The 21,678-nt window shown below is 54.5% G+C and carries 18 protein-coding genes; 8 read left to right on the plus strand and 10 right to left on the minus strand.

The window, feature by feature from the left end; translation table 11 throughout:
- Window positions 1–15 precede the first annotated feature (15 nt).
- Genes ACODR9_RS13125 through ACODR9_RS13135 form a run of 3 tightly spaced genes read left to right on the plus strand, consistent with a single transcriptional unit; the run spans window position 16 to window position 4,977 of the window.
- Window positions 16–2,217, plus strand: coding sequence for a type I secretion system permease/ATPase (locus ACODR9_RS13125; protein ID WP_488809785.1), 2,202 nt, complete (start codon window positions 16–18; stop codon window positions 2,215–2,217).
- On the plus strand, window positions 2,214–3,557 hold the full coding sequence (locus ACODR9_RS13130; protein ID WP_488809786.1) for an HlyD family type I secretion periplasmic adaptor subunit: 1,344 nt from the start codon (window positions 2,214–2,216) through the stop codon (window positions 3,555–3,557). The genes ACODR9_RS13125 and ACODR9_RS13130 overlap by 4 nt, the downstream gene beginning before the upstream one ends.
- Entirely contained in the window at window positions 3,547–4,977 is a 1,431-nt protein-coding gene (locus ACODR9_RS13135; RefSeq protein ID WP_488809788.1) for a TolC family protein, read from the plus strand. Before ACODR9_RS13130 ends, ACODR9_RS13135 begins: the two co-directional genes overlap by 11 nt.
- Window positions 4,978–5,052: 75 nt before the next feature.
- On the opposite strand, the gene ACODR9_RS13140 is transcribed toward ACODR9_RS13135, so the two are convergent.
- A complete protein-coding gene (locus tag ACODR9_RS13140) occupies window positions 5,053–5,397 on the minus strand; it encodes a YgiW/YdeI family stress tolerance OB fold protein (RefSeq protein ID WP_488809789.1) in 345 nt (114 codons plus the stop codon).
- Between the two features lie 172 nt (window positions 5,398–5,569).
- Entirely contained in the window at window positions 5,570–7,957 is a 2,388-nt protein-coding gene (ppsA, locus tag ACODR9_RS13145) for a phosphoenolpyruvate synthase (RefSeq protein WP_488809790.1), read from the minus strand.
- Between the two features lie 333 nt (window positions 7,958–8,290).
- On the opposite strand from ppsA, the gene ppsR reads away from it, so the two are divergent.
- The 5 genes from ppsR (at window position 8,291) to ACODR9_RS13170 (ending at window position 12,015) form a co-directional block, all read left to right on the plus strand.
- Complete coding sequence (gene ppsR / locus ACODR9_RS13150) at window positions 8,291–9,112, plus strand: posphoenolpyruvate synthetase regulatory kinase/phosphorylase PpsR (protein WP_488809791.1); 822 nt, start codon at window positions 8,291–8,293, stop codon at window positions 9,110–9,112.
- A gap of 283 nt (window positions 9,113–9,395) precedes the next feature.
- Complete coding sequence (gene trpS, locus ACODR9_RS13155) at window positions 9,396–10,421, plus strand: tryptophan--tRNA ligase (RefSeq protein ID WP_488809792.1); 1,026 nt, start codon at window positions 9,396–9,398, stop codon at window positions 10,419–10,421.
- A 67-nt stretch (window positions 10,422–10,488) separates the two neighbouring features.
- On the plus strand, window positions 10,489–10,818 hold the full coding sequence (locus ACODR9_RS13160; RefSeq protein ID WP_488809793.1) for a chorismate mutase: 330 nt from the start codon (window positions 10,489–10,491) through the stop codon (window positions 10,816–10,818).
- Between the two features lie 33 nt (window positions 10,819–10,851).
- Entirely contained in the window at window positions 10,852–11,325 is a 474-nt protein-coding gene (locus ACODR9_RS13165) for a CreA family protein (protein ID WP_488809794.1), read from the plus strand.
- Window positions 11,326–11,331: 6 nt separating this feature from the next.
- The gene (locus ACODR9_RS13170) at window positions 11,332–12,015 is read left to right on the plus strand and encodes a YdcF family protein (protein ID WP_488809795.1); all 684 of its coding nucleotides are present in this window, start codon (window positions 11,332–11,334) and stop codon (window positions 12,013–12,015) included.
- Between the two features lie 205 nt (window positions 12,016–12,220).
- Here the strand turns inward: ACODR9_RS13170 and ACODR9_RS13175 are convergent, their stop codons facing one another.
- From ACODR9_RS13175 to ACODR9_RS13210, 8 genes are all read right to left on the minus strand, one after another.
- A complete protein-coding gene (locus tag ACODR9_RS13175; protein WP_488809797.1) occupies window positions 12,221–13,702 on the minus strand; it encodes an LTA synthase family protein in 1,482 nt (493 codons plus the stop codon).
- Window positions 13,703–13,724: 22 nt separating this feature from the next.
- Window positions 13,725–14,495: an SDR family NAD(P)-dependent oxidoreductase gene (locus tag ACODR9_RS13180; protein ID WP_488809798.1), complete on the minus strand. Its 771-nt coding sequence runs from the start codon at window positions 14,493–14,495 to the stop codon at window positions 13,725–13,727.
- Window positions 14,482–15,864 (minus strand): glycosyltransferase, encoded by a 1,383-nt coding sequence (locus ACODR9_RS13185; RefSeq protein ID WP_488809800.1) that lies wholly within the window; start codon window positions 15,862–15,864, stop codon window positions 14,482–14,484. Before ACODR9_RS13185 ends, ACODR9_RS13180 begins: the two co-directional genes overlap by 14 nt.
- A 106-nt stretch (window positions 15,865–15,970) precedes the next feature.
- Window positions 15,971–17,056 carry a CgeB family protein gene (locus ACODR9_RS13190; protein WP_488809801.1) on the minus strand — a complete coding sequence of 362 codons (1,086 nt, stop codon included), beginning with the start codon at window positions 17,054–17,056 and terminating at the stop codon, window positions 15,971–15,973.
- Entirely contained in the window at window positions 17,053–18,369 is a 1,317-nt protein-coding gene (locus ACODR9_RS13195; protein ID WP_488809802.1) for a glycosyltransferase family 4 protein, read from the minus strand. Before ACODR9_RS13195 ends, ACODR9_RS13190 begins: the two co-directional genes overlap by 4 nt.
- A gap of 2 nt (window positions 18,370–18,371) precedes the next feature.
- Window positions 18,372–19,340: a polysaccharide deacetylase family protein gene (locus ACODR9_RS13200; protein WP_488809804.1), complete on the minus strand. Its 969-nt coding sequence runs from the start codon at window positions 19,338–19,340 to the stop codon at window positions 18,372–18,374.
- Entirely contained in the window at window positions 19,337–20,287 is a 951-nt protein-coding gene (locus ACODR9_RS13205) for a polysaccharide deacetylase family protein (protein ID WP_488809805.1), read from the minus strand. The genes ACODR9_RS13200 and ACODR9_RS13205 overlap by 4 nt, the downstream gene beginning before the upstream one ends.
- Before the next feature lie 108 nt (window positions 20,288–20,395).
- The gene (locus ACODR9_RS13210; RefSeq protein WP_488809806.1) at window positions 20,396–21,664 is read right to left on the minus strand and encodes a hypothetical protein; all 1,269 of its coding nucleotides are present in this window, start codon (window positions 21,662–21,664) and stop codon (window positions 20,396–20,398) included.
- Window positions 21,665–21,678: the final 14 nt, after the last annotated feature.

Genomic DNA, 21,678 nt, shown 5'->3' on the forward strand with positions numbered 1-21,678 from the left:
TTTGGCTTTGTTTCCATGTCTACACTCTCTTCCTCTCCGGCTGATGCCACACATAGCAAGCAACTTGACAGCGGCTTGCACTGTTTGATTCTGATGGCGCAATTACATGGTATTGCTGCCGATGCCGCGCAGTTACAGCACCAGTTTGGCAATTCAGCTTTTTCGGTACAAACCCTGTTGCTGGCAGCGCGCAAGTTGGGGCTGACTGCCAAATGTATTCAACAAGATATGGCGCGACTGGAACGCGCGCCCTTGCCTGCGATTGGCATACAACCCAATGGTGAGTTCTTTATCTTGGGGAGGGTGGATACCGCGCAAGAGCCCTGGCGTGTATTGCTTCAGCAACCAGGTCAGCCACCGCAGGTATTGAACCTGCCAGATTTGTTGGCACGCTGGAATGGCGAGTTGATTCTATTTACCAGCCGGGCCAGCTTTGCTGGGGCCATGGCGAAATTTGATTTCACTTGGTTTATCCCAGCCGTGGTGAAGTATCGCAAGTCCTTGGGCGAGGTTTTGCTTATTTCACTGGCGCTACAGCTGATTGGCCTGATCACACCCTTGTTCTTTCAGGTGGTGATGGACAAGGTGCTGGTGAACCATGCCATGACCACGCTGAACGTGATTGCCATCGGCCTGATTGTGGCCACCTTGTTTGATACCTTGCTCAGCGGAATTCGCACTGCAGTATTTGCCAACACCAGCAGCAAGATTGATGTGGAATTGGGCGCCCGGCTGTTCGACCATTTGCTGTCCTTACCTGTGGCCTACTTTCAGGCAAGACGCACTGGGGATTCGGTGGCACGCATACGCGAACTAGAAAATATCCGCTCTTTTCTTACCGGCAATGCCATGACCCTGGTGCTGGATACGGTGTTTTCTGTTGTGTTTTTACTGGTGATGCTGTGGTATAGCGTGCCGCTAACCATGATTGTGTTGGCATCGATTCCGGTTTACCTGCTGCTGTCCTTTATTTTTACCCCTATCCTGCGTGCCAAGCTGAACGACAAATTCAATAAGAGTGCCGAGAACCAATCATTTTTGGTGGAAACTCTCACCGGTATAGACACCATCAAATCGATGGCGGTGGAGCCACGCTGGCGGCAAAAGTGGGACAAACAACTTGCCGCCTATGTGGCCGCAGGGCTGTCCACCACCAATGTAGGCCTGGTGGCCAGTGGTGGTGTCGGCCTGGTCAGCAAACTGGTGACTGCTGGCATCATGTGGCTGGGGGCTTTACAAGTGCTGGACAGCAAAATGACCGTGGGTGAGCTGGTGGCATTCAATATGCTGGCAGGCCAAGTATCGGCTCCCATTCTGCGGCTAGCGCAGTTATGGAATGACTTCCAGCAAGTGGGCATTTCCATGCAGAGACTGGGCGACATCCTGAATACCCATACCGAGGTGGAAGGGCATAAAACCCGCATTCCGCGCATTACCGGTGCCATTGGATTTGATCAGGTGTCCTTCCGCTATCGTCCGGATGCCAGTGATGTACTGCGTGGCGTATCTCTGGAAATAAAACCAGGTGAAGTCATTGGGATTGTCGGTCGCTCCGGGTCGGGCAAAAGTACCTTGAGCAAACTGGTACAGCGCCTGTATGTACCGGACCGGGGCCGGGTAACCGTGGATGGTCAGGATATTGCCATTGTAGACACCGCTTCCTTGCGTCAGCAAATCGGGGTGGTTTTACAAGAAAACACCTTATTTTCCCGTTCAATTCGCGACAATATTGCGCTGACAGATCCCGCCACGCCGATTGAGAAAATCATTCAGGTAGCCAAACTGGCTGGTGCGCACGACTTTATCTGTGAACTACCCGAAGCCTATGACACCTTGGTTGGCGAGCAGGGGTCCGGTTTGTCTGGCGGGCAGCGGCAACGGATTGCCATTGCACGGGCATTATTACTTGATCCACGCATTCTAATTTTTGACGAAGCGACCAGCGCACTGGATTACGAGTCAGAAAAAATCATCCAGGACAATATGCGGCGGATTGCCGCCGGTCGCACCGTATTGATTATTGCGCATCGCTTGTCGGCAGTGCGTGATGCCAACCGGATCATCGTGATGGAAAAGGGCCAGATTGCCGAATCAGGCAGTCACACCCAATTGATGCAAATGCCAAATGGCATTTATCGCCATTTGCAAACCCTGCAAGGACAGGCGGCAGTCAGCCCGGCAGTGCAAGGCAAGCTTGACCCTCAGGAGCAGGCATGAGCTTGCGTCACCGGCTACAGGCCGGGTTCGATCTGTTGCGCCGTTACGTTTCGGTTTTCCGGCACTTCTGGCGTATCCGCGATACGCTGAAAACCGATTTTTTCAACAAGCAGGAGGCAGAGTTTCTACCTGCCGGGCTGGCATTACGGGAGACTCCCGACTCGGCTACCTTACGGCTAAGTGCCCGTGTGCTGATGAGTTTGCTGCTGGTGGCCATACTGTGGGCCTGCTTTGGCCATATCGATATCATCGTCACCGCTACGGGCAAGATCATTCCATCGGCACGCATCAAAACCATTGCATCGGTTGATGTGGCCAGCGTCAAGGCATTGCATGTGAAGGAAGGGCAAACCGTACGGGCTGGCGAGGTGCTGGTTGAGCTGGATGCCACCGGCAGTGACGCCGAATACGATAAGGCCGCAGATGCCTTGCTACAAGCGCGCTTGCAAGTTGCGCGTTCGCAAGCCCTGATTGAAGCACTGGATCAGCACCATCCTCCACGTCTGACCGATAACAAGGACATTCCAGTACAGCAATGGCGCGCGGCCAAGCAACAGCTGGACAGTCAATATCAGGATTTCCGGGCCAAGCTACAGCGTCTGGATAGTGATATCGCCCGCTTTGCCGCTGCTCTACCGTTGGCGACGCAGCGCGAACAGGACTACAGGATCCTGGCACAGGACAACACCGTCTCCCGCCATGCCTGGCTGGAAAAGGAGCAGGCGCGGATTGATCTGGCAGGGCAGCTGGCAGATGCGCGCAATCAGCGTATCGCCTTGATTGCCCAAACCCGCAAAGAGGCCTTCGACGCCATCACCGAAGGCAACAAGATCGTGATTGCCTCCGGGCAGGATGCCCGCCGTGCCGGCTCGCGCAGTCGGTTACTGAAATTGACCGCACCTGTTGATGGAACCGTGCAGCAGCTCACCGTACACACGGTGGGCGGTGTCGTCCCTGCGGCACAGCCCTTGATGCAGATTGTTCCCCAGCAATCAGCCATGGAAGTCGAGGCATTTATCGAAAACAAGGACGTCGGCTTCGTACATGTCGGCCAGAGCGCTGCCGTCAAGATTGATGCTTTTGAATACACCAAGTACGGCACCATTCCGGCCCAAGTCAGCCATGTTTCTCACGATGCCATTCAAGATGAAAAGCGTGGGCTGCTCTATGCCAGCAAGATCACGCTAGACCGGGATAGCCTTATCGTTGACGACAGAAAACAAGCACTCACCCCTGGCATGGCAGTTAACGTGGATATCAAAACCGGCAACCGCCGCGTCATTGAATATCTGCTCTCTCCACTGCTTCGCCACCAGCAGGAGTCCTTGCGTGAACGTTAACATTCGTACTTATCCGCTGCTCTCACTCTGTTGCCTTGTCTTACCGATGGCCTCTGCCATGGCGGAAATCAGCAGGGCAAGCTGGCTGTCAGACCCGCTATTGGCCAGCCCGCCACTACTGGAGACTGCTGCTGATCATGGTCAGCCTTGCCAGATCGCGCAGAACAACAGCGCAACAATAATCAGCCTGGCCACGGCACTGGATATGGCGCTGTGTTTTAATCCGCAATCGCAAGATGCATGGGCTTCCATCCGGCAATACAGTGCACAACGCGGAGAAGCACGCGCCGCCTACTTGCCGAACATCAGCGCCGGCATCAGCCGCCAGCAGCAGCAATCCCGCTACCCTGCCACAAGCAGCCAGATGGATACCAGAATTACCACCGATAGCCGTTATGCCAGCCTGACCTGGCGACTGCTGGATTTTGGTGGTCGGGAGGCCAGGCTGCAGGCCGCTGACCATATGCTGAGCGCAGCTCTTGCCAGTCGGGATGCCATTGTTCAGAAAATCATGAGCGATGTGATTGCGCTGTACTTTTCTGCCCAATCTGCTCAAGCCGAACGAGAGGCTCGAGCGGAAGGAAAGAATATTGCTCAAGAGATTCTGGCCATGGCCAAGCGTCGTGAATTGCAAGGACTGGCTGCGCATACCGATAGCCTGCAAGCAGCAACGGCCTTGGCCAAGGCTGAGCTGGAACTGGCTCGCGCCACAGCCAATGCCGACAAGACCAGCTTGGCGCTAGCCTTGCAATTGGGTTTGCCACAACGAATGCTGCAAATACCACGCATACCGGCTACCGATGTTCATCGTTATAACGTGATCCAGAAAGACCTGAGCGCCTGGCAGGCACTCGCCAGTGAACAACACCCGGCCATTGTGGCGGCCTATGCGCAGTGGCAAGCCGCGAAGGAACAATACAAGGCCACGCGGGCAGACGGGCTGCCAGTACTGGAGTTCAGCCATAGCCGTTATTTGAATGGACGTCCCAATCAGGAACTGAACAGCAGGCAGTCCCGGGAATCGGTCACTGGCCTGACATTGAGCATCCCGCTATTTGAAGGCTTTGGCCGACACTACAAACAACAAGGAGCACTGGCACAGATTGCCCAGAAAGAAGCGCAATGGCAGGAAACCCGTAACCAGGTACTGCACGACATCAGTCAAACCTATAGCGAAGCCACGGCCTCCTTGCTCACCCTGGAAGCCTCGGGCCGACTGCTGCGCATTGCAGAGGAAACCATGCAGGCCATACAGCGCAAATATGCCAATGGGCTGGCTGACACACAGGAAATTCTCAATGCTCAGGCTGGTTTGGCCGATGCACGACAGGAGCGGGTACGGACACTGGCGGAATGGCGCTCAGCGCAGTTGCGCCTGCTGACGGACGCGGGAAAATTGCGCATGCATGATGTGGAATAAATTCCAGTGACCATACGGCATGAAATAACCAGATAGCCGTCCGGTTTTTTCATGCCGACAACTGCGTCAGTCGGGCTATTTGAGGATTTCTACCTGCTTGACATCAATCTTGCGACCGGAAAACTCCTTGTCTACCTTGCCGTGCAAACGGACTTTGCTTTGCGCGGTAAATTTTTCAGCCGGCAGGTACTTGCTGTCAATTTCCACTTTTGCCGTACCACTGGCATCCTTGAATTCATAATGCTTGTTATCGATCTGGCGGACGATATTGCCCTCCAGCACAACGCGGCTGTCGTCAGCGGCCTGCAGCACCTTGGCAACAGTCGTGAGCGCCGGAGCGCTGCCTTCTCCGATAAATTCGGCATGGGCACCAAGTGGCAGCAAGGCGGCAATACTCAACATGGCAAGAATCTTTTTCATGGTGTGTCCTTGTATGGATGGAAAGGGTCTCGCCATTTAAGTCTGGCAAGCTTAAGTCATGCTTAAAGCAGTCATCACTCAACCCATCCTTTAGGTCAGTCATATCCAAGCGGAGTAGCCATAAAAAAACCGCCCTCGAAGGGGCGGTTTTGTGTCGCCTGCAGATGCAGGCTTAGGCGTTCAGTTCGCGCGCCAGGTACAGCCAGGTTTCCACCACGGTGTCCGGGTTGAGGGAGACAGTCTCGATACCCTCTTCCACCAGCCACTTGGCAAAGTCCGGATGATCCGACGGGCCCTGACCGCAGATGCCGATATACTTGTCGGCCTTGCGGCAAGCCTGGATGGCCATGTGCAGCATGGCTTTCACGGCTTCGTTACGCTCGTCGAAGGTAGCCGCAATCGGGCCACCGGAGTCGCGATCCACGCCCAGGGTAAGCTGGGTCATGTCGTTGGAGCCGATGGAGAAGCCATCGAAGAACTGCAGGAACTTGTCGGCCAGCACAGCGTTGGTCGGCAGTTCGCACATCATGATCAGACGCAGGCCGTTTTCGCCACGCTTCAGACCATTGGCCGCCAGGATTTCGACAACCTTCTCGGCTTCAGCCAGGGTGCGGACAAACGGGATCATCACTTCCACGTTGACCAGACCCATCTCGTCGCGCACCTTCTTGATGGCGCGGCATTCCAGGTCGAAACAGTCACGGAAGGATTCAGCCACGTAGCGCGCTGCACCACGGAAACCGATCATCGGGTTTTCTTCGTGCGGTTCGTACAGCTGACCGCCGATCAGGTTGGCGTACTCGTTCGACTTGAAGTCGGACATGCGTACGATGACCTTTTTCGGGGTGAAGGCTGCGGCCAGGGTAGCAACACCCTCGGCAATCTTGTCCACGTAGAAGTCAACCGGGCTGGCGTAGCCAGAAATGCGATCGCTGATGGTCGCCTTCAGGTCGGCCGGCAGGGTGTCGAATTCCAGCAGGGCTTTGGGGTGAATACCGATCTGACGGTTGATCACGAATTCCATGCGGGCCAGACCAACACCTTCGTTCGGCAGCTGCGCGAAGTCGAAGGCCAGTTCCGGGTTACCCACGTTCATCATGATCTTGACCGGAGCAACAGGCATCTTGTCCAGCTCGAGGTCGATGATTTCCACGTCCAGCAGGCCATCGTAGATGTTGCCGGTATCGCCTTCGGCGCAGGAAACAGTCACCTGCATGCCTTCGGACAGTACGTCGGTGGCATCGCCACAGCCGACAACAGCCGGAATACCCAGTTCACGGGCGATAATCGCTGCGTGACAGGTACGGCCACCACGGTTGGTGACAATGGCAGCGGCACGCTTCATCACCGGTTCCCAGTCCGGGTCGGTCATGTCGGTGACCAGCACGTCGCCCGGCTTCACGCGGTCCATTTCGGACGCGTCCTTGATGGTGCGCACGGTGCCCTGGCCAATCTTCTGACCAATGGCGCGGCCTTCGCACAACACGGCGGACTTGCTGTTCAGGCGGTAGCGACGCAGGGTGTCCTTGCGGTCTTCCTGCGACTTCACGGTTTCCGGACGGGCTTGCAGGATGTACAGCTTGCCATCGCCACCATCACGGCCCCACTCGATGTCCATCGGGCGGCCATAATGTTTTTCGATGATCAGCGCGTATTCAGCCAGCTCGGCCACTTCGGCGTCGGTGATGGAGAACTGCTTGCGCAGGTCTGCCGGTACATCCACGGTCTTGACCGAGCGGCCAGCCTGGGATGCATCGGTGAATTCCATCTTGATCAGCTTGGAACCCATGTTCTTGCGCAGCACAGCCGGACGACCTGCCTTCAGGGTCGGCTTGTGTACGTAGAATTCGTCAGGGTTGACGGCACCTTGCACCACGGTTTCGCCCAGACCATAGGAAGCGGTGATGAACACCACGTCTTCAAAGCCGGATTCGGTGTCGATGGTGAACATCACACCAGCAGCACCCGTGTCGGAACGCACCATGCGCTGTACACCGGCGGACAGGGCCACAACATCGTGGGCAAAGCCTTTGTGTACGCGATAGGAAATGGCGCGGTCGTTGTACAGGGAAGCAAAAACATGCTTCATGGCATCCTTGACGTTTTCAAGGCCACGAATGTTCAGGAAGGTTTCTTGCTGGCCTGCGAACGAGGCATCGGGAAGGTCTTCTGCGGTTGCGGAAGAACGGACTGCTACGGAAATATCTGCACCACCGGAGTCGGCAACCATCTTGTCCCAGGCAGTCTTGATATCTTCATCAAGCTTGGCCGGGAAAGGGGTATCGATGATCCACTGGCGGATTTCCTTGCCAACGCGGGCCAACTCGGTCACGTCGTCGATGTCCAGTTTGGACAGCGCGGCGCTGATCTTGTCAGCCAAGCCATTGTGCTGGAGGAAATCACGGTAGGCATCCGCAGTAGTAGCAAAACCACCGGGGACTCGGACGCCCGAGCCTGCCAGCTGACTGATCATTTCACCCAGGGAGGCGTTCTTGCCGCCTACCTGTTCAACGTCAGTCATGCGCAGCTTCTCGAACCAGATGACGTAGTTCTCTGCCATCACTTCACTTCCTGTGTTGGATTGGACGGATAGAAAACCCGCATTCTAGCCGAATACCACTGCATTTGCGTAGCCCATTTTGCGGCGCACAACGCAAGGGTTTGCCCCATATCAATGCAAACTACGCCCAGGAATGGTCGATACAGGGGCGTTTCTTTGCAGATTTGTGACTGCAATGTAGTGTGGCAACTACAACAAAAGCCACGGCAGGGGCGGATCATGGCCAATTCGTGGCAAATCTCCTGTCAACGACACCCACCTGCCGTACTCCGGGCAGCCAAGGGTATAATCTGCTGCAACATTTTCCCCATTGCTTCCGAAACAGGTGCATCCATGCCACACCGTCGCTCCGCCTTTTTCATTTCTGACCGCACCGGCATCACGGCCGAATCGCTGGGCAATACCCTGCTGACCCAGTTTGACACCCTGGATTTCAAGCGCGAGGCCATCCCCTTCATCGATACGGTGGAAAAAGCCCAGGTGGTTGCCCACCACATCCGCACCGTGGCCGAGGCGGACGATCTCAAGCCTTTGGTGTTCACCAGCATCGTCAACCCCGAAGTGCGCGAAGTGCTGCACATCGACAATGCACTGGTGATGGACTTCTTCGACACCTTCATTGGCGAACTGGAGGCGGAACTGGGCCAGAAGGCTTCGCTGACGCTGGGCAAGGCCCACGGCGTGGGCAGCGAAGAAAAATACGACCACCGCATTGAGGCAGTTAACTTTTCGCTCAACCACGACGACGGCGTGAAGCTGAAAGACCTGGCCGAAGCCGATGTGATTCTGGTGGGGGTGTCCCGCTCCGGCAAAACGCCAACCTGCCTGTACCTGGCGCTGCAATACGGCATCAAGGCCGCCAACTACCCGCTCACCCCGGAAGACCTGGACAGCCCCACCCTGCCCAAGATGCTGCTGCCCTACCGCAACAAGATGTTCGGCCTCACCATCGACCCGGCCCGCCTGCACCACATCCGCCAGGAGCGCCGTCCGGATTCCAAGTACGCCAGCCTGGACAACTGCCACTTCGAGGTAAACGAGGCGGAGTCCATGTTCCGCTTTCACGGCGTGCCCTTCATCAGCACCACCCACAAGTCGATCGAGGAAATTGCCACCACCATCATGCACAAGGCTACGCTGGCCCGGCGCTTCTAACACAAGAGCTGCCCGCAAAACCTCTGTTGCGGCGTTGTGGCCACGCGCCACGCACTGCGTTTGCTGCTTGACGCCTGCAGCTGCGCCGTGGTGTGATAGAAAACATGAACTCCCGCATCGCATTCGCATCCTTCACCTGGTGGTGGCGCCTCTCCTGAGGTAGCACCGGCGACTGCGCACGCATACAACCCGGAGGCTGCCGACAAGGTGGATCCGGGTTTTGTTTTGTCTACGTTCCGCCTTGTCGATGGTTTCCGTTTATCACTGAAAACTGGAACCCGACATGAAACTGCGCGACATCACTTCCCAAGACATCATACTCACCGGCGACCGCACCACCGGCCCGCTGCACCTTGGCCATTACGTCGGCTCCTTACGCAACCGCGTGCTGCTGCAAGACCGTTGCCAGCAATTTCTGCTGCTGGCCGATGCCCAGGCGCTAACCGACAATATGGGCAATTACCTGAAAGTGCGCGACAACGTACTGCAGGTGGCGCTGGACTACCTGGCTGTCGGCATCGACCCGGCCAAGAGCACCATCTTTATCCAGAGCCTGGTGCCGGAGCTAACCGAGCTGGCGTCTTACTACCTCAATCTGGTGACGGTATCGCGGCTGGAACGCAACCCCACCATCAAGGATGAAATAAAACTACGCGGCTACGAGCGCGACATCCCCGCAGGCTTCCTCACCTACCCCGCCGCCCAGGCCGCCGACATCACCGCCTTCAAGGCCACCATTGTGCCGGTAGGCGAAGACCAGATTCCGATGATCGAACAGACCAACGAAATCGTGCGTCGCTTCAATGCCAGCGTGGAAACCGCACCAGTACTGGTGGAAGCCAAGGCCATGGTGCCGGAAGTGGGGGCGCGCCTGCCCGGCATTGATGGCAAAGCCAAGATGTCCAAGTCGCTGGGCAATACGCTTACCCTGTCCGCCAGCGCCGATGAAATCCGCCAGGCGGTGAAGATGATGTACACCGACCCCAATCACCTGCGCGTATCCGACCCCGGCCAGGTGGAAGGCAATGTGGTGTTCAGCTATCTGGATGCCTTCCACCCCAATATCGAACTGGTCAAGCGCCTGAAAGACCACTACCGCCTGGGCGGGCTGGGCGACACGGTCATCAAGCAGCATCTGGAAGAATGCCTGCAAGAACTGCTGGCCCCCATCCGCCAGCGCCGCGAGGAATACGCCCGCGACCCCGCTGCCATTCTGGCCATGCTGAAGGAAGGCACCGCGCGCGCCCGTCAGGTAGCCGCCGTCACCCTGAGCGAAGTAAAAGCAGCCATGGGGCTGAATTACTACTGATCCGCCTGCATGCGCCATGACAACACGGTCACCCGGCTGCGGGTGGCCGCCAACAGGAGAAACACCCGTGGAATTTGTTTATCAATGCCAGAATCTGGATGAGGTACGTACGCAAATCGACCGTATCGACCGCGCACTGGTGTCCCTGCTGGCCGAACGTGGCCTGTATGTGAAACAGGCAGCCCGCTTCAAGCACAGCAACGACGAAGTGGAAGGCGGCAAGCGGGTGGACCAAGTGATGCGCCGGGTAGAAAAACTGGCCGGAGAGCTGGGGGCCGACCCGCAACTCACCGCCGAGGTGTACCGCACCATGATCAGCCACTTCATTGCCAGCGAGTTGCAGGAATTCGCCACGCAGCAGTCGGCCAGCATGGGCAAACCGGCACAGTCGGCTTAGACTCTGCAGCAGACCTCACACCAAGGAAAGTCCATGTCCCTACTGCACCCCCTGCTGCTGGCTGCCAGCCTCTTCAGCCTGCTTCCCTTGGCCCAGGCAGAGGAAGTCGGCAAGGTATCCACCACCTTCCGCCTGCTCAGTCCCAACGACAAGGTAGTGGTGGAAGCCTTTGACGACCCATCAGTCGCCGGTGTGGCCTGCTATGTATCGCGCGCCCAGACCGGCGGCTACAGCGGTGCCGTGGGCTTGGCCAAGGACCCGTCGCGCTTTTCTGTGGCCTGCCGCCAGATCGGCAACATCAGCTTTGCCAAGGCATTGCCCAAGCAGGAAGAAGTATTCAAGGAAAGCGCGTCCTTCATCTTCAAGCATGTGCGGGTGGTACGTATTGTCGATGCCAAACGCAATACCCTGGTTTACCTCACCTATTCCGACAAGCTGGTGGACGGCAGCCCGGACAATGCCGTTACTGCAGTACCGGTGAGTGGTCAGAACATTCCACAGAAATAAACGATAGTGCTGAGACCTCCGCCAACACAACGCCCCACAAGCACCTTGCAACTGGCAGGCCGGCTATGGGATTTCCTGTCAGCCGGGCGCAGACATCAGCCCTGTGATGTATTGGTGGTGTGTGGCTCTTACGATATCCGGGTGGTCGACCATGCGGCGGGCTTGCTGCAACAGGGTATCGCCCCATCCATGCTGATCAGCGGCAATACCGGCAACTGGACACGCGACCTGTGGGACCGGCCAGAGGCAGAGATCTTTGCCGAACGCGCGCTCGCGCTGGGAGTAAGCCCGCAACAATTGCTGCTGGAGCCGCAAGCACGCAGCTTTGCCGAGAACCTGGCATTTGCGCGTGCCATGTGCCCGAATGCACGGCGCGTCACCTTTGTCACCAAGCCCAACTCCATCCGCCGGGTGGCCCAGACTCAGCCAATCCATTGGCCGGATATCGACTGCGCAGTAGATGCGCCGGACTTCGCCTTTCCCTGGGGCGTGTCCAATATGGTAGGGGTGTTCGGCTTGATCGAAGAAATGGTGGGCGACATTCACCGCCTGCTGCGCTATCCACGACTGGGTTTTCAGCTGGCACTACCCATTCCGGCCGAGGTGCTGGATGCCTGGCAACAACTGATAGCGCTGGGTTACAACCGTCACCTGCTGCGTGGCAGCGCGCTGGATGATCTACCGGTTTAGCCCTTCCGCCCGGCCCACCTCGCCAGCGTGGCCATACCACCTGTCAAATTAGGTGCCATCTCCAGCAGCCCCATGCGGGTTCAAGTGATGGCCAGTGCTCCTGAATAACATCAAGCGTGCTCATACCGATCGATAACCCATCAATAGTCAGCACATCCGTCGATAAATGGCTGACTTGAGCGCCATAAGGTGCTGGCAAAATCGCCTACGACACACCCACAGCCTGCAGCCATCGCTGCGCCAGCGCATCGGCGCTGCTCATGGTTGCTGGCTGAGACTTGACCTTCCAGTTGGCCCAGAGAATATATTCGACCTCACCACTCGGGGTGGCAAACTGCTTGTATACACTAGGCATGATCGGCACATGGTCGCCATACCAGCACAGGCTAGCCGGATGAGAGCACTGCTCCAGCGTCTGGCGAAGCGAAAGAATCATCCGATCGGCATTGCGCAAGTGGCGCAGATAGATGGTCAGATCGTCGCAACCATCTGGCGGCGCGGTGTGATAGAGATCGTCCACATCACCAGCTACCACCTCCTCAAGATGCAGGGGACCGTGATTTTCCATGGTAATGACGAAAACAAAGAGCGGCTGTGCGGCCTCACGCACAATACGGTCAACCAGATTGGCCACTGCCGCGTCCCCGGTATAGGGGCCAGAGCGCATCGACTCATCAAAATGGCGGATATCCAGAAACTCATCAAAGCCCAGCCGGGGATAAACACAGTCACGGCGATAAAAACTGGCCGGATAAGGGTGAATACAGACGGTGCGATACCCCAGACGTTTGAGATGGCTGGCCAGCGAAGCCACACCCCAACCACCGGCAACTGCCCGGTAAGGATTGAAGCGATGCACACCCAGTTGCTCGGCCGCGATTCCACTAAGAAAGGCAAATTCAGACCGTACCGTATTGGCCCCCCAGGCAGGAACCTGCAAAGGACCATGCAGCACAGCATCCTCTTTGAGACGGTCGTACTGCTGCAGCACATCCGCGCGAATACCGGCAAACAGCTGGCGGGCATCGAAAAAGGACTCGCTCTGTACCGCCAGCAGATGTGGCAATACAGTATCTGCTGGTGACTTCAGCCGCGTACTGAATGGAGAACTTACCTGCGGAGTGGACTGCTCGGCTTCGGCGTAGCGCCACAGACTGGCCAGGAAACCCAGCGCAGGGATATCCAGTTCCGGCTTCAGGCTAACCAGATAACGCTGGCGCTGCCCCAGATACAGCAGTAGCCCTCCGGCTACCAACAACAACAAGACGCCCCCCAACTGCCCACTCAAGTTTAAACGCAACGCTGGTACTGATTCGCCATACAGCCCGACACCTACCGCCAGCACAAAGCCGGCTACGGCAGCAAAAAACTTCCACCAACCCAGAAAAGGAATATAAAGCCGTGGGTGCAGAATGGCATCGGTGAAGTATTCGTAGTCTTGAAAGACAAAAGGCTCGCGCAGCGAATGCACCTTGGCATTGTTAACCAGCACCAGCAGCAACAGGAAAGCAGCAACAGCTGCCGCCGCAAACCAGGGCCGCCCCAAAAGCAGAGTGAGCAAAGCATGCGCAGACATCACCAAACCGATATGCAAGGCCCAGGCAGACCAGGGACGCCGCAGCCCAGGTTTTGGCACCATCAGCTGTTCAATCCCCAAGGACAGCGCCAGCAGTAGCAGGCTTGCCATTATCACTGTGCCAAACGCAAACTCAATCACCATAACCCACCATGCGTACGATCAAAGACGACAAACCCGCTGGCAACACCGCCAGGAACCAGGACCCCAGATTCAGCGGGAAAGGAAAGCTGATACGTGCCTGGTTACGCTGCAAACCACGCCGGATGGTGCGGGCAGCACGCTGAGGCGTCCACAGGAAGGGCTTTGGCCCGGGCATGGCATCACACATTGGTGATTTGACATAGCCCGGCATGATCACACTTACCCGGACTCCCTCGCTGGCCAGCCAGCCGCGCAAGGCCTCACCATAAGCCTTTACACCCGCCTTGCTGGCGGAGTAAGCGGGCGTAACCGGCAGACCAAAATAACCCGCCAGAGAGCTGAGAAAAGCAATCTGGCCATGACCACGCTGCCGCATGGCCGGCAGCACTGCCTGGGCAATCAGCATGGCGGATTTCAGATTGACATCAAGCAGAGCCTCTACCTCGCCCCAGGGCTCCGGCTCACCGGCAGGACCAATATTGGTGTTCACCCCGGCATTGATAATCACCAGATCCAATACCCCCAACTCCCGACACCAGCTGTCCAGTGCAGAAAAATCACGTACATCCAGCTGCTGGGTCACCACCTCGGCCCCCTGCTGACGGCAAGCAGTGGCAACCTCATTCAGCTTGGCAACATTCCGGCCCTGCAGATAAAGCGTTCCCCCTGCTTGTGCATACTCCATGGCCAAGGCGGAGCCGATAGCGCTGGTCGCTCCGGTAATCAAGACGGAGGGACTGGCGCGCTTAATCTCGCCCATGCTGCTGCCTTTCCTGCCAGGACCAATAGAGCACCATTGCAAAGCCCAGGCATACATTGATATTGAAAGAAATGAACAGGTAGTTTTTTTGCCAGACCGCCACGGCAATCGCCAGCAGTGAATACACGAAAGTAATGATTTCACCAGCCAGCAATATCACATTGATGTGGGGCATTGCCGCCCGATAAGCCGACTTGCCCTTGGGGGTACGATTAAACTCGTCATACACACCAAACAAGGCACGTATGCCTCCGGCAAAGTAATACCATGCCATGGGCGAAAACATCGCAACATAGCGATAGGTATCCCACAAGGTATGCCAGATGTTTTTCCTGCGCTGGATGCTGCAACTTTTTTGCGCGGCAAACACATTATCCAGAGCCCACACGGAAACCAGCAGCGTGAAAACCAGTACCACCCAATGCAAGACAGAGCCTTCCACATGAATCAGGTAACTCAAGGGCAAGCTGAGAAACACCAGCACGTGAATGGAAGCAAGCAATACCGAAGAAAACATCATTGAAATAGCGTGCAGCCGTTTGAGCAGCGGCATTTCCTGCCGGAACATCTGCCGGGCATGTTTGAAGGCACTGTGAATCAGGCCACGTCCCCAGCGCTCGCGCTGAATGCGAAAAGCGCTGATGGTTTCCGGTAATACCGACATGGAAACCACATCGCGCAAGTAGGCATATTTCCAGTGTCCCAACTGGGCGCGGTAGCCCAGATCCACATCCTCGGTAATAGTTGCCGCACTCCAGCCACCCAGTTGCTCGACACAGCTTTTGCGCCATACACAAGAGCTGCCACTGAGCGAAGCCATATCGCCGTCCTCACACAAACCCACGGTGACATACTGTTGATGCCCCATTTCCATGGCCTGAAAACGCGTCAGAAATGAAACATCACTGTTTTCATAGCCAATGCCAGTCTGCAAAAAGCCCAGCGCAGGGTCAGCAAAACAAGGAATGGTCTTTAACAGGAAGTCTGATGGCGGAACGAAATCAGCATCGAAAATGGCAAAAAAATCGCCATTAGACTGTTTAATGCCATGCAGCAGATTGCCAGCCTTGTAACCCTGCCGGTCCTGCCGCTGTACCAGGCGGATATTGACCCCTTGTGGTACATGCAAGCGGATTCTGGCCTCGGCCAGAGCTGATGTCGCATCACTGGAATCATCCAGCACCAGGATTTCAAGCAAATGGGCAGGATAAGACAAACGGCAGGCAGCATCGATCAAGCGTTCGACAACATCCGATTCATTACAGATCGGCAGCAGTATGGTTACCCTGGGCAATACACTCGGATCGATATCCACTGCATGATGTGAAATTTCGGTCAGCTTGCGCTGCTCTACTTTTCTGGAAATCAATAAAACACGCAGTTCCAGCAATACATACAAAGCAAAATAAATGACAACAACAAGGAAAAGACCTTGCGCGAAATAGGAAATAAATAACACCGTTGCAACCCAAAAGCTAAATGTTTACGGCTGCGCAAATCTGCTCCAGCCGGTGAGACCAGGTATGATTTTGTCTCACGTAGGTGGCACCAGCCTCGGCTCGCGCAAGATCCACCGCTGAGGGCCCATACCGAAGACGGGAAAACAACGCCAGCGCCTCTTCCCTGTTATTCACCACATGACAATAATCACGAAAATGCTTGTCAATCGCCAGGCTGGGATTCGTCACCGCAATACCACCACAAGCCAGGATTTCCAACAAACGACGCGAGCACATGGTATCGGAATCGGTTACCGAATTGACATTCAATGATATCAAATGCGATTTGTACACGCTGGCGGTATCCCGATGCGCTACGCTGGAATGCAAACGCAAATGCGTGCACTTGGGAAAACGGAACTCAAAATGCCGCGACAGGCGATGATGGTTTCGGTCAAAAACATTCAGCCACAAATCAGACTCGGCACAGGTATCAAAAATCATATCCAGAAACTGTCGACGCACATTCAGGATGCGCCGGTAATAGCTGCCAGTGAAACACGCCTCGTTACGGGTAAAATTGAAGCCGGTAAACTGGTGAAATGCTGGCTGATATGGCATGGCCAGTGTTGCCACCGGCACCTGGGCTGGTAGCTGCTGCCGATAGCGTTCGATACATTCTTTATCCGTGGTAAAGACAAAATCGAATGCCTTGGCCACCTCAATGAAGTGTTCAAAAAATGCCCCGTCGTCCTTGTTCCAGAACACAGTGGGAATACCCAACTGCCGGGCATGTGCCACCAGCTGGAAAATGGTTTTGGGCTGCCCCAACCGCAACAGCTTCGACTGTTTGGCCAGCTCATAACGCCATTCCCCACCAACCCCGTGGAAAGTGGATTCAACAAACACCAGATCAGGCTGCCAGTCATTTAGCACATCCCTGAAGTTGGCTGGTGTCATGACACGAATCCGGCACTCGGCAGACAGACAATCCGCCGTAAAATAATCGCTTACCAGCGCAATTTTAAGCTGGCCGAACACACCAGCCTGCGCCACATCCTCTGTCAGCTGCGGAAACGTATAAACCAGCGAGCCCAGTTTTCTAATTGCCCTGCCTATCATGTTGTTTCGCCTTGTTGCACTGCCAGTACATTCGCCACAAAAGGTGCCCAGCTCCGCTGGGTTACTGCATATTCACGTGCCTGGGCTCCCAGCTTTGACAGCCCCGCCGGGTCGGCAAAGGCGGTAACAATCACCCGCGCCAGGTCTGCGCTGTCTCCCGCCCGGAAAAACCAGCCAGCCGGGTGGCTGCCCATTTCATCGCGAAACACCGGCAAGTCCGGCACAATAACCGGCTTGCCGGTCGCCAGTGCTTCCACCAGCTTGATCGGAGTCACGATCTGGCACACCTTGAAAGGCTTGCGTGGAATACACACCACTGCGCATTGCTCCAGATGGCTACGGGTTGCCTCTGGTGACTGCTTGCCCAGGAATCTCACCACGACGGTCAGGCCCAGTCGCTGCACCTGCTCTTCCAACTTTGCGCGCACCTCGCCGTCGCCAATGATGTCCAGGCGCACCGGGCAGCCCTGCTGCCGCACCAGTACCATCGCATCAATCAGGGTATCCAGCCCCTCGTACCCCAGCAGTGAGCCAGCATAGACCAGCGTATGCGGCACGACCTCCGCGGCATCCGCCGGTACAAAACGCTGCGGATCGACACAATTGGGCAGCAACTCAATGCGCGCGGGGTCTACCCCCCAGTGTTGCTGCACATAACGCCCCAACTGCTCGGATATCACGAACAAGCGGTCAGCATGGCGCGCCACCAGCGCCTCCAGCTGCAAACCCTGCAGATACCCTTGCGAACCTTCGTATTGCGGAGAGCGGGAAATACGACTCAGCTCCCACAAACCACGCATTTCATATTGGAAGGGAATGCCCAGACGCCGTGCGGCCAGCAAGCCGGGCAAGGCATTGACATGGTTTGATGCCGCATGAATGACCGTCACACCGTGACGCTGCGCAAAATCCGCCACCACCTTCGATGCCTGCATGGCGTATTGCAAGACAGGCCGGTTGTTCAAGGGAGCACTTGCATGCTGATAGAGCACATCGTCCCTTATCGTTGACTCTGCCGCAGGATCACAACGCCGGTCGTTACGATCCCAGGGGTAGCCGGGCCGGGTCAGCACATGGACATTTGCACCGCAGGCGCGCAAGGCACGAATCACCTCGTGAGTGCGCGTGGTATAGCCACTGATATGGTAAGGCAGCGAACTGGCTGGCACATACAGCATGGCACCGGATGACCAACGCGTCTGGCGTTGTCTTGCAAGCCGACGTAAACGCCAGTCCAGCACATGTACGGTCAGCCAACGATTAAACGCCAGCCACGGCTCGCCCATCCATGAGCGTAAAAACCAACTCAGCACAATCAGCCCCCCAGCCCGGCAACAGCATTCAGCTCGGCCAGTGCCAGATCAACGGTCGGCGACAGCTTGATACGACCACGCGCGTGCAAATCCAGAAAATCCGCACTGGTAATCACGTCGTAATCCTTACTCAGGCGAGCCAACAATTTGCGATAGCCCTCCAGCCGCTCATCATCCTTGTACATGGCATGGCCCTGCTCGTCCCAGTGCAGTAAAGACCACGAATGCAGCAAGAACACCGCAAACCCGGGGCTACCACTCAGAGTATCCAGCAGCAACTTGCCCCACCACGGACGGAAGCGGAAATAACTGGACTCCGGATAGGTCAGCCGTGCCCACCACTCCGGCTTGCCCACCTTGGGCAGGATTTTCTTCTCGGTCATCGGGATTTCAATCACCCCGTTCGACCAGCAAAATGGCAGATTGGTAGGCAGGCTGAATCCACACTGCCCCGCATGCACCGCGCACATGGAATTATTGAAAGACAGTGCAATTCCCGCTGCTTTCAGCGCACGGATGGTACTGGCATTCCAGCGAAAAGAACCCGCGCGATGCGAAAGCAAGGGCTTGCCAGTCACCTGCTCGATCAAACCACCAAAATGGCGGATGACAAACTCTGCCCGGCCATCATCAGCATACTGATTCATATACGAAGGGCGATTCTCCAGGCCATGCTCGGCCCAGAAACTGTCTGGCAGATACTCCGGATGCGTGTGCAACTGCACATCCTGTCCGGCAGCATCCAGCCAGCGGACAACCTCGCGTGTTTCGTCCAGATAGGCGTAAGAGCCGCACTGATCGACAAAGAAAACCTGCTTGATGCCAAACTCGTCGCCAACAGAACACATTTCGCCAATGCCCGCAGTGCCATTAGCGTGACGCCCCCACATCAGGCGATTGACATGATCCTCAGCCGCACGTTTTGGTAGTGCCTCGGTATCCACCGTAATCATTGCATAGCGCTGTTTCATGCCGACCATTCCGCCTGGGCAATATCCACGGTCTGATTGGTTTTAATTTTCCCCCTGGCATGCAGGTCGAGAAATTCACTAGTGGTAATCACATCATAATCCTTACTTATCCGGGCCAGCAGCTTACGATAGCCCTCCAGCCTCTGGTCGTCCTTGTAGACGGCATGGCCGTTTTCATCCCAGTACAACATGGACCAGGAGTGCAACAGGAAAACCGTAAAATCAGGCTGTCTGCCCAATAGCCGGTCCATCAGCTTGCCGCGATGATCGGCATAACGAAAATAAGATGACTCGGGGTATGTCAAACTGACCCATCGATCCGGCTTTCCTGCAATTGCAGGAAAGTATCGTTCCGTGACCGGGACTTCAATAACACCGTTAGACCACAAATAAGGCGAATTGGTGGGCATACTGAACGGACAGCGCTTATTATTAAATGCACGCATGGAGTTATTGAATGAGAGTAGAAGTCCAGCCTTGGCCATTGCAGAAATGGTTGCACCATTCCAACGAAATGATCCCGCTCTAAAAGAGGTTACCGGCCTCCCGGTTCTAGATGAGATAACCTCAGAAAAATAGCTCAGAAAAAATGTAGTTCTCTCAACATCATTAGAATTTCCAAAATATTCATTATAAAAACAATAGCCGTGATTTGACCAAAATTCTGCTGGTAAAACCTCAGGATGAGCATGAAGCTGAACATCCTGCCCCTGTGCCGCCAACCAACCCACTACGTCAGACACCTCGGAAAATCGACCATAAGAACCACAAAAATCAACGAAAAAGACGTGGGGTGCACGAAACTCCTCACCAATGGCAACCAGTTCACGTATACCGGCACATCCATTGGAATACTCACCCCACATCAAACGTCGGACATGATCACCTCCAGAGCGACTTGGCAATGCTTCCGTATCAACCGTGAGAAGTGCGTATTTACTCTTCATTCAAAGTTTTCCCTGCACACTCAACACCTTAAAAATTTCAATTGAAATAAATAATTTTCAAATTACGCACAGTAACAATAGAAAGCTTAATTCAATACGTGAATTACATTAAATTTCGACATTTTTAATTGCATTAAGCGCACTTAATAGTCTAGTTATTTTTGCATTTTGGCTACCAGTTGGTATCAACGTATAATCAGGCAATTCATAAAACAAATTCGAGACTTCACTCATATCAACAAATCGACCCGCCACCTCAAGTGAGTTTTGATCGATCCACCATTGCTCACCATCCAAAGCCAGCTGATGATAAAGAAATGCCTCAACAGTAGCAAGATAATCTCTTGAAATACCATTCGGATAAAATATACCAAACCCCGCTGTCACATATTGCCACGGAAGGCACTTTTCCTTTTCCAAATACCGCAATGCCATTGATTTATTTTCATGAGAACGAATAAGTGGCAACAATGATTTCTTGATTACACAATCAAAATCCATTACAACAATCGGCTTATCAACGACAGAACTAACTTTACTCGCAGCCAAATATCTCAAAGCAGATGAAATTGGGCCAATATTACTAGATCGCGCCAATCCCAACTGCTTAACAACAAAACGTGGATCACTGAATTCTGGCTGAATATCAAGTGCATCTGCTATTACAATAAAACACAAGAATCTATCACCACTAAATGCTAGAGAATCAATAATAAATTTATTATACTTCTCAAAATAGGATGAATCGCAAGAAATCGTCACCACATAATCAATCGCACCCACATTATTTAAGAAAGCTGAAAAATCAATACTATTAACAATTTGAAATAATTTATTCTCATATGAAACAGGGATGCTTTTTGGCGATTTCTCACTAAGCCAAACCGTAGAACAAGGGATTGCCATATAGGGGTTAAAATTTTGTTCCTTTGCGTCAAAAAATGTACTCAACAATGAAACATACTTATCATAGGCACCCTTTCTCCACAAAAGAGCCGCCTCAAATATCAAAACGAGTGCATTCGTATTTTTATTAGTGCAATATTTTCGCACCGCATCAAGCTTTTCTTTTGCCATGTCACAATCATTATTGTGAATAATAGCAAGGCAATAATAGACAACTGCATCAGGATGATCACTAACCTGAAGCGCCATCAAAGCAAATCGCTCAATGTCTTTGTGTATTTCTTTATATCTTTTTGTATAAATTTGGCAAATTTTAAACAAAAAGGTAATTCCGCCACCCGTTAAAAAGCAATACTCATAAATCTTTACAATCGAATCAAAGAGAAGTTCATCTTTTTCATCCAGGAAATCAATTCTCTTAAAAATGTCATCAACTTTTTCTAAAAAATCCTTATCAAGATAATATGACATACCCTCACCTATTA

Source organism: Aquitalea sp. FG25, assembly GCF_057809375.1.

Bases quoted from the DNA above. Each gene is read 5' to 3' on its own strand.
- ppsR (WP_488809791.1), top strand. From the start codon at position 8,291: ATGCCACACCGTCGCTCCGCCTTTTTCATTTCTGACCGCACCGGCATC.
- trpS (WP_488809792.1), top strand. From the start codon at position 9,396: ATGAAACTGCGCGACATCACTTCCCAAGACATCATACTCACCGGCGAC.
- ACODR9_RS13210 (WP_488809806.1), bottom strand. From the start codon at position 21,664: ATGTCATATTATCTTGATAAGGATTTTTTAGAAAAAGTTGATGACATT.
- ACODR9_RS13200 (WP_488809804.1), bottom strand. From the start codon at position 19,340: ATGAAACAGCGCTATGCAATGATTACGGTGGATACCGAGGCACTACCA.
- ACODR9_RS13165 (WP_488809794.1), top strand. From the start codon at position 10,852: ATGTCCCTACTGCACCCCCTGCTGCTGGCTGCCAGCCTCTTCAGCCTG.
- ACODR9_RS13190 (WP_488809801.1), bottom strand. From the start codon at position 17,056: ATGATAGGCAGGGCAATTAGAAAACTGGGCTCGCTGGTTTATACGTTT.
- ACODR9_RS13140 (WP_488809789.1), bottom strand. From the start codon at position 5,397: ATGAAAAAGATTCTTGCCATGTTGAGTATTGCCGCCTTGCTGCCACTT.
- ACODR9_RS13180 (WP_488809798.1), bottom strand. From the start codon at position 14,495: ATGGGCGAGATTAAGCGCGCCAGTCCCTCCGTCTTGATTACCGGAGCG.
- ppsA (WP_488809790.1), bottom strand. From the start codon at position 7,957: ATGGCAGAGAACTACGTCATCTGGTTCGAGAAGCTGCGCATGACTGAC.
- ACODR9_RS13175 (WP_488809797.1), bottom strand. From the start codon at position 13,702: ATGGCAAGCCTGCTACTGCTGGCGCTGTCCTTGGGGATTGAACAGCTG.
- ACODR9_RS13125 (WP_488809785.1), top strand. From the start codon at position 16: ATGTCTACACTCTCTTCCTCTCCGGCTGATGCCACACATAGCAAGCAA.
- ACODR9_RS13205 (WP_488809805.1), bottom strand. From the start codon at position 20,287: ATGAAGAGTAAATACGCACTTCTCACGGTTGATACGGAAGCATTGCCA.
- ACODR9_RS13130 (WP_488809786.1), top strand. From the start codon at position 2,214: ATGAGCTTGCGTCACCGGCTACAGGCCGGGTTCGATCTGTTGCGCCGT.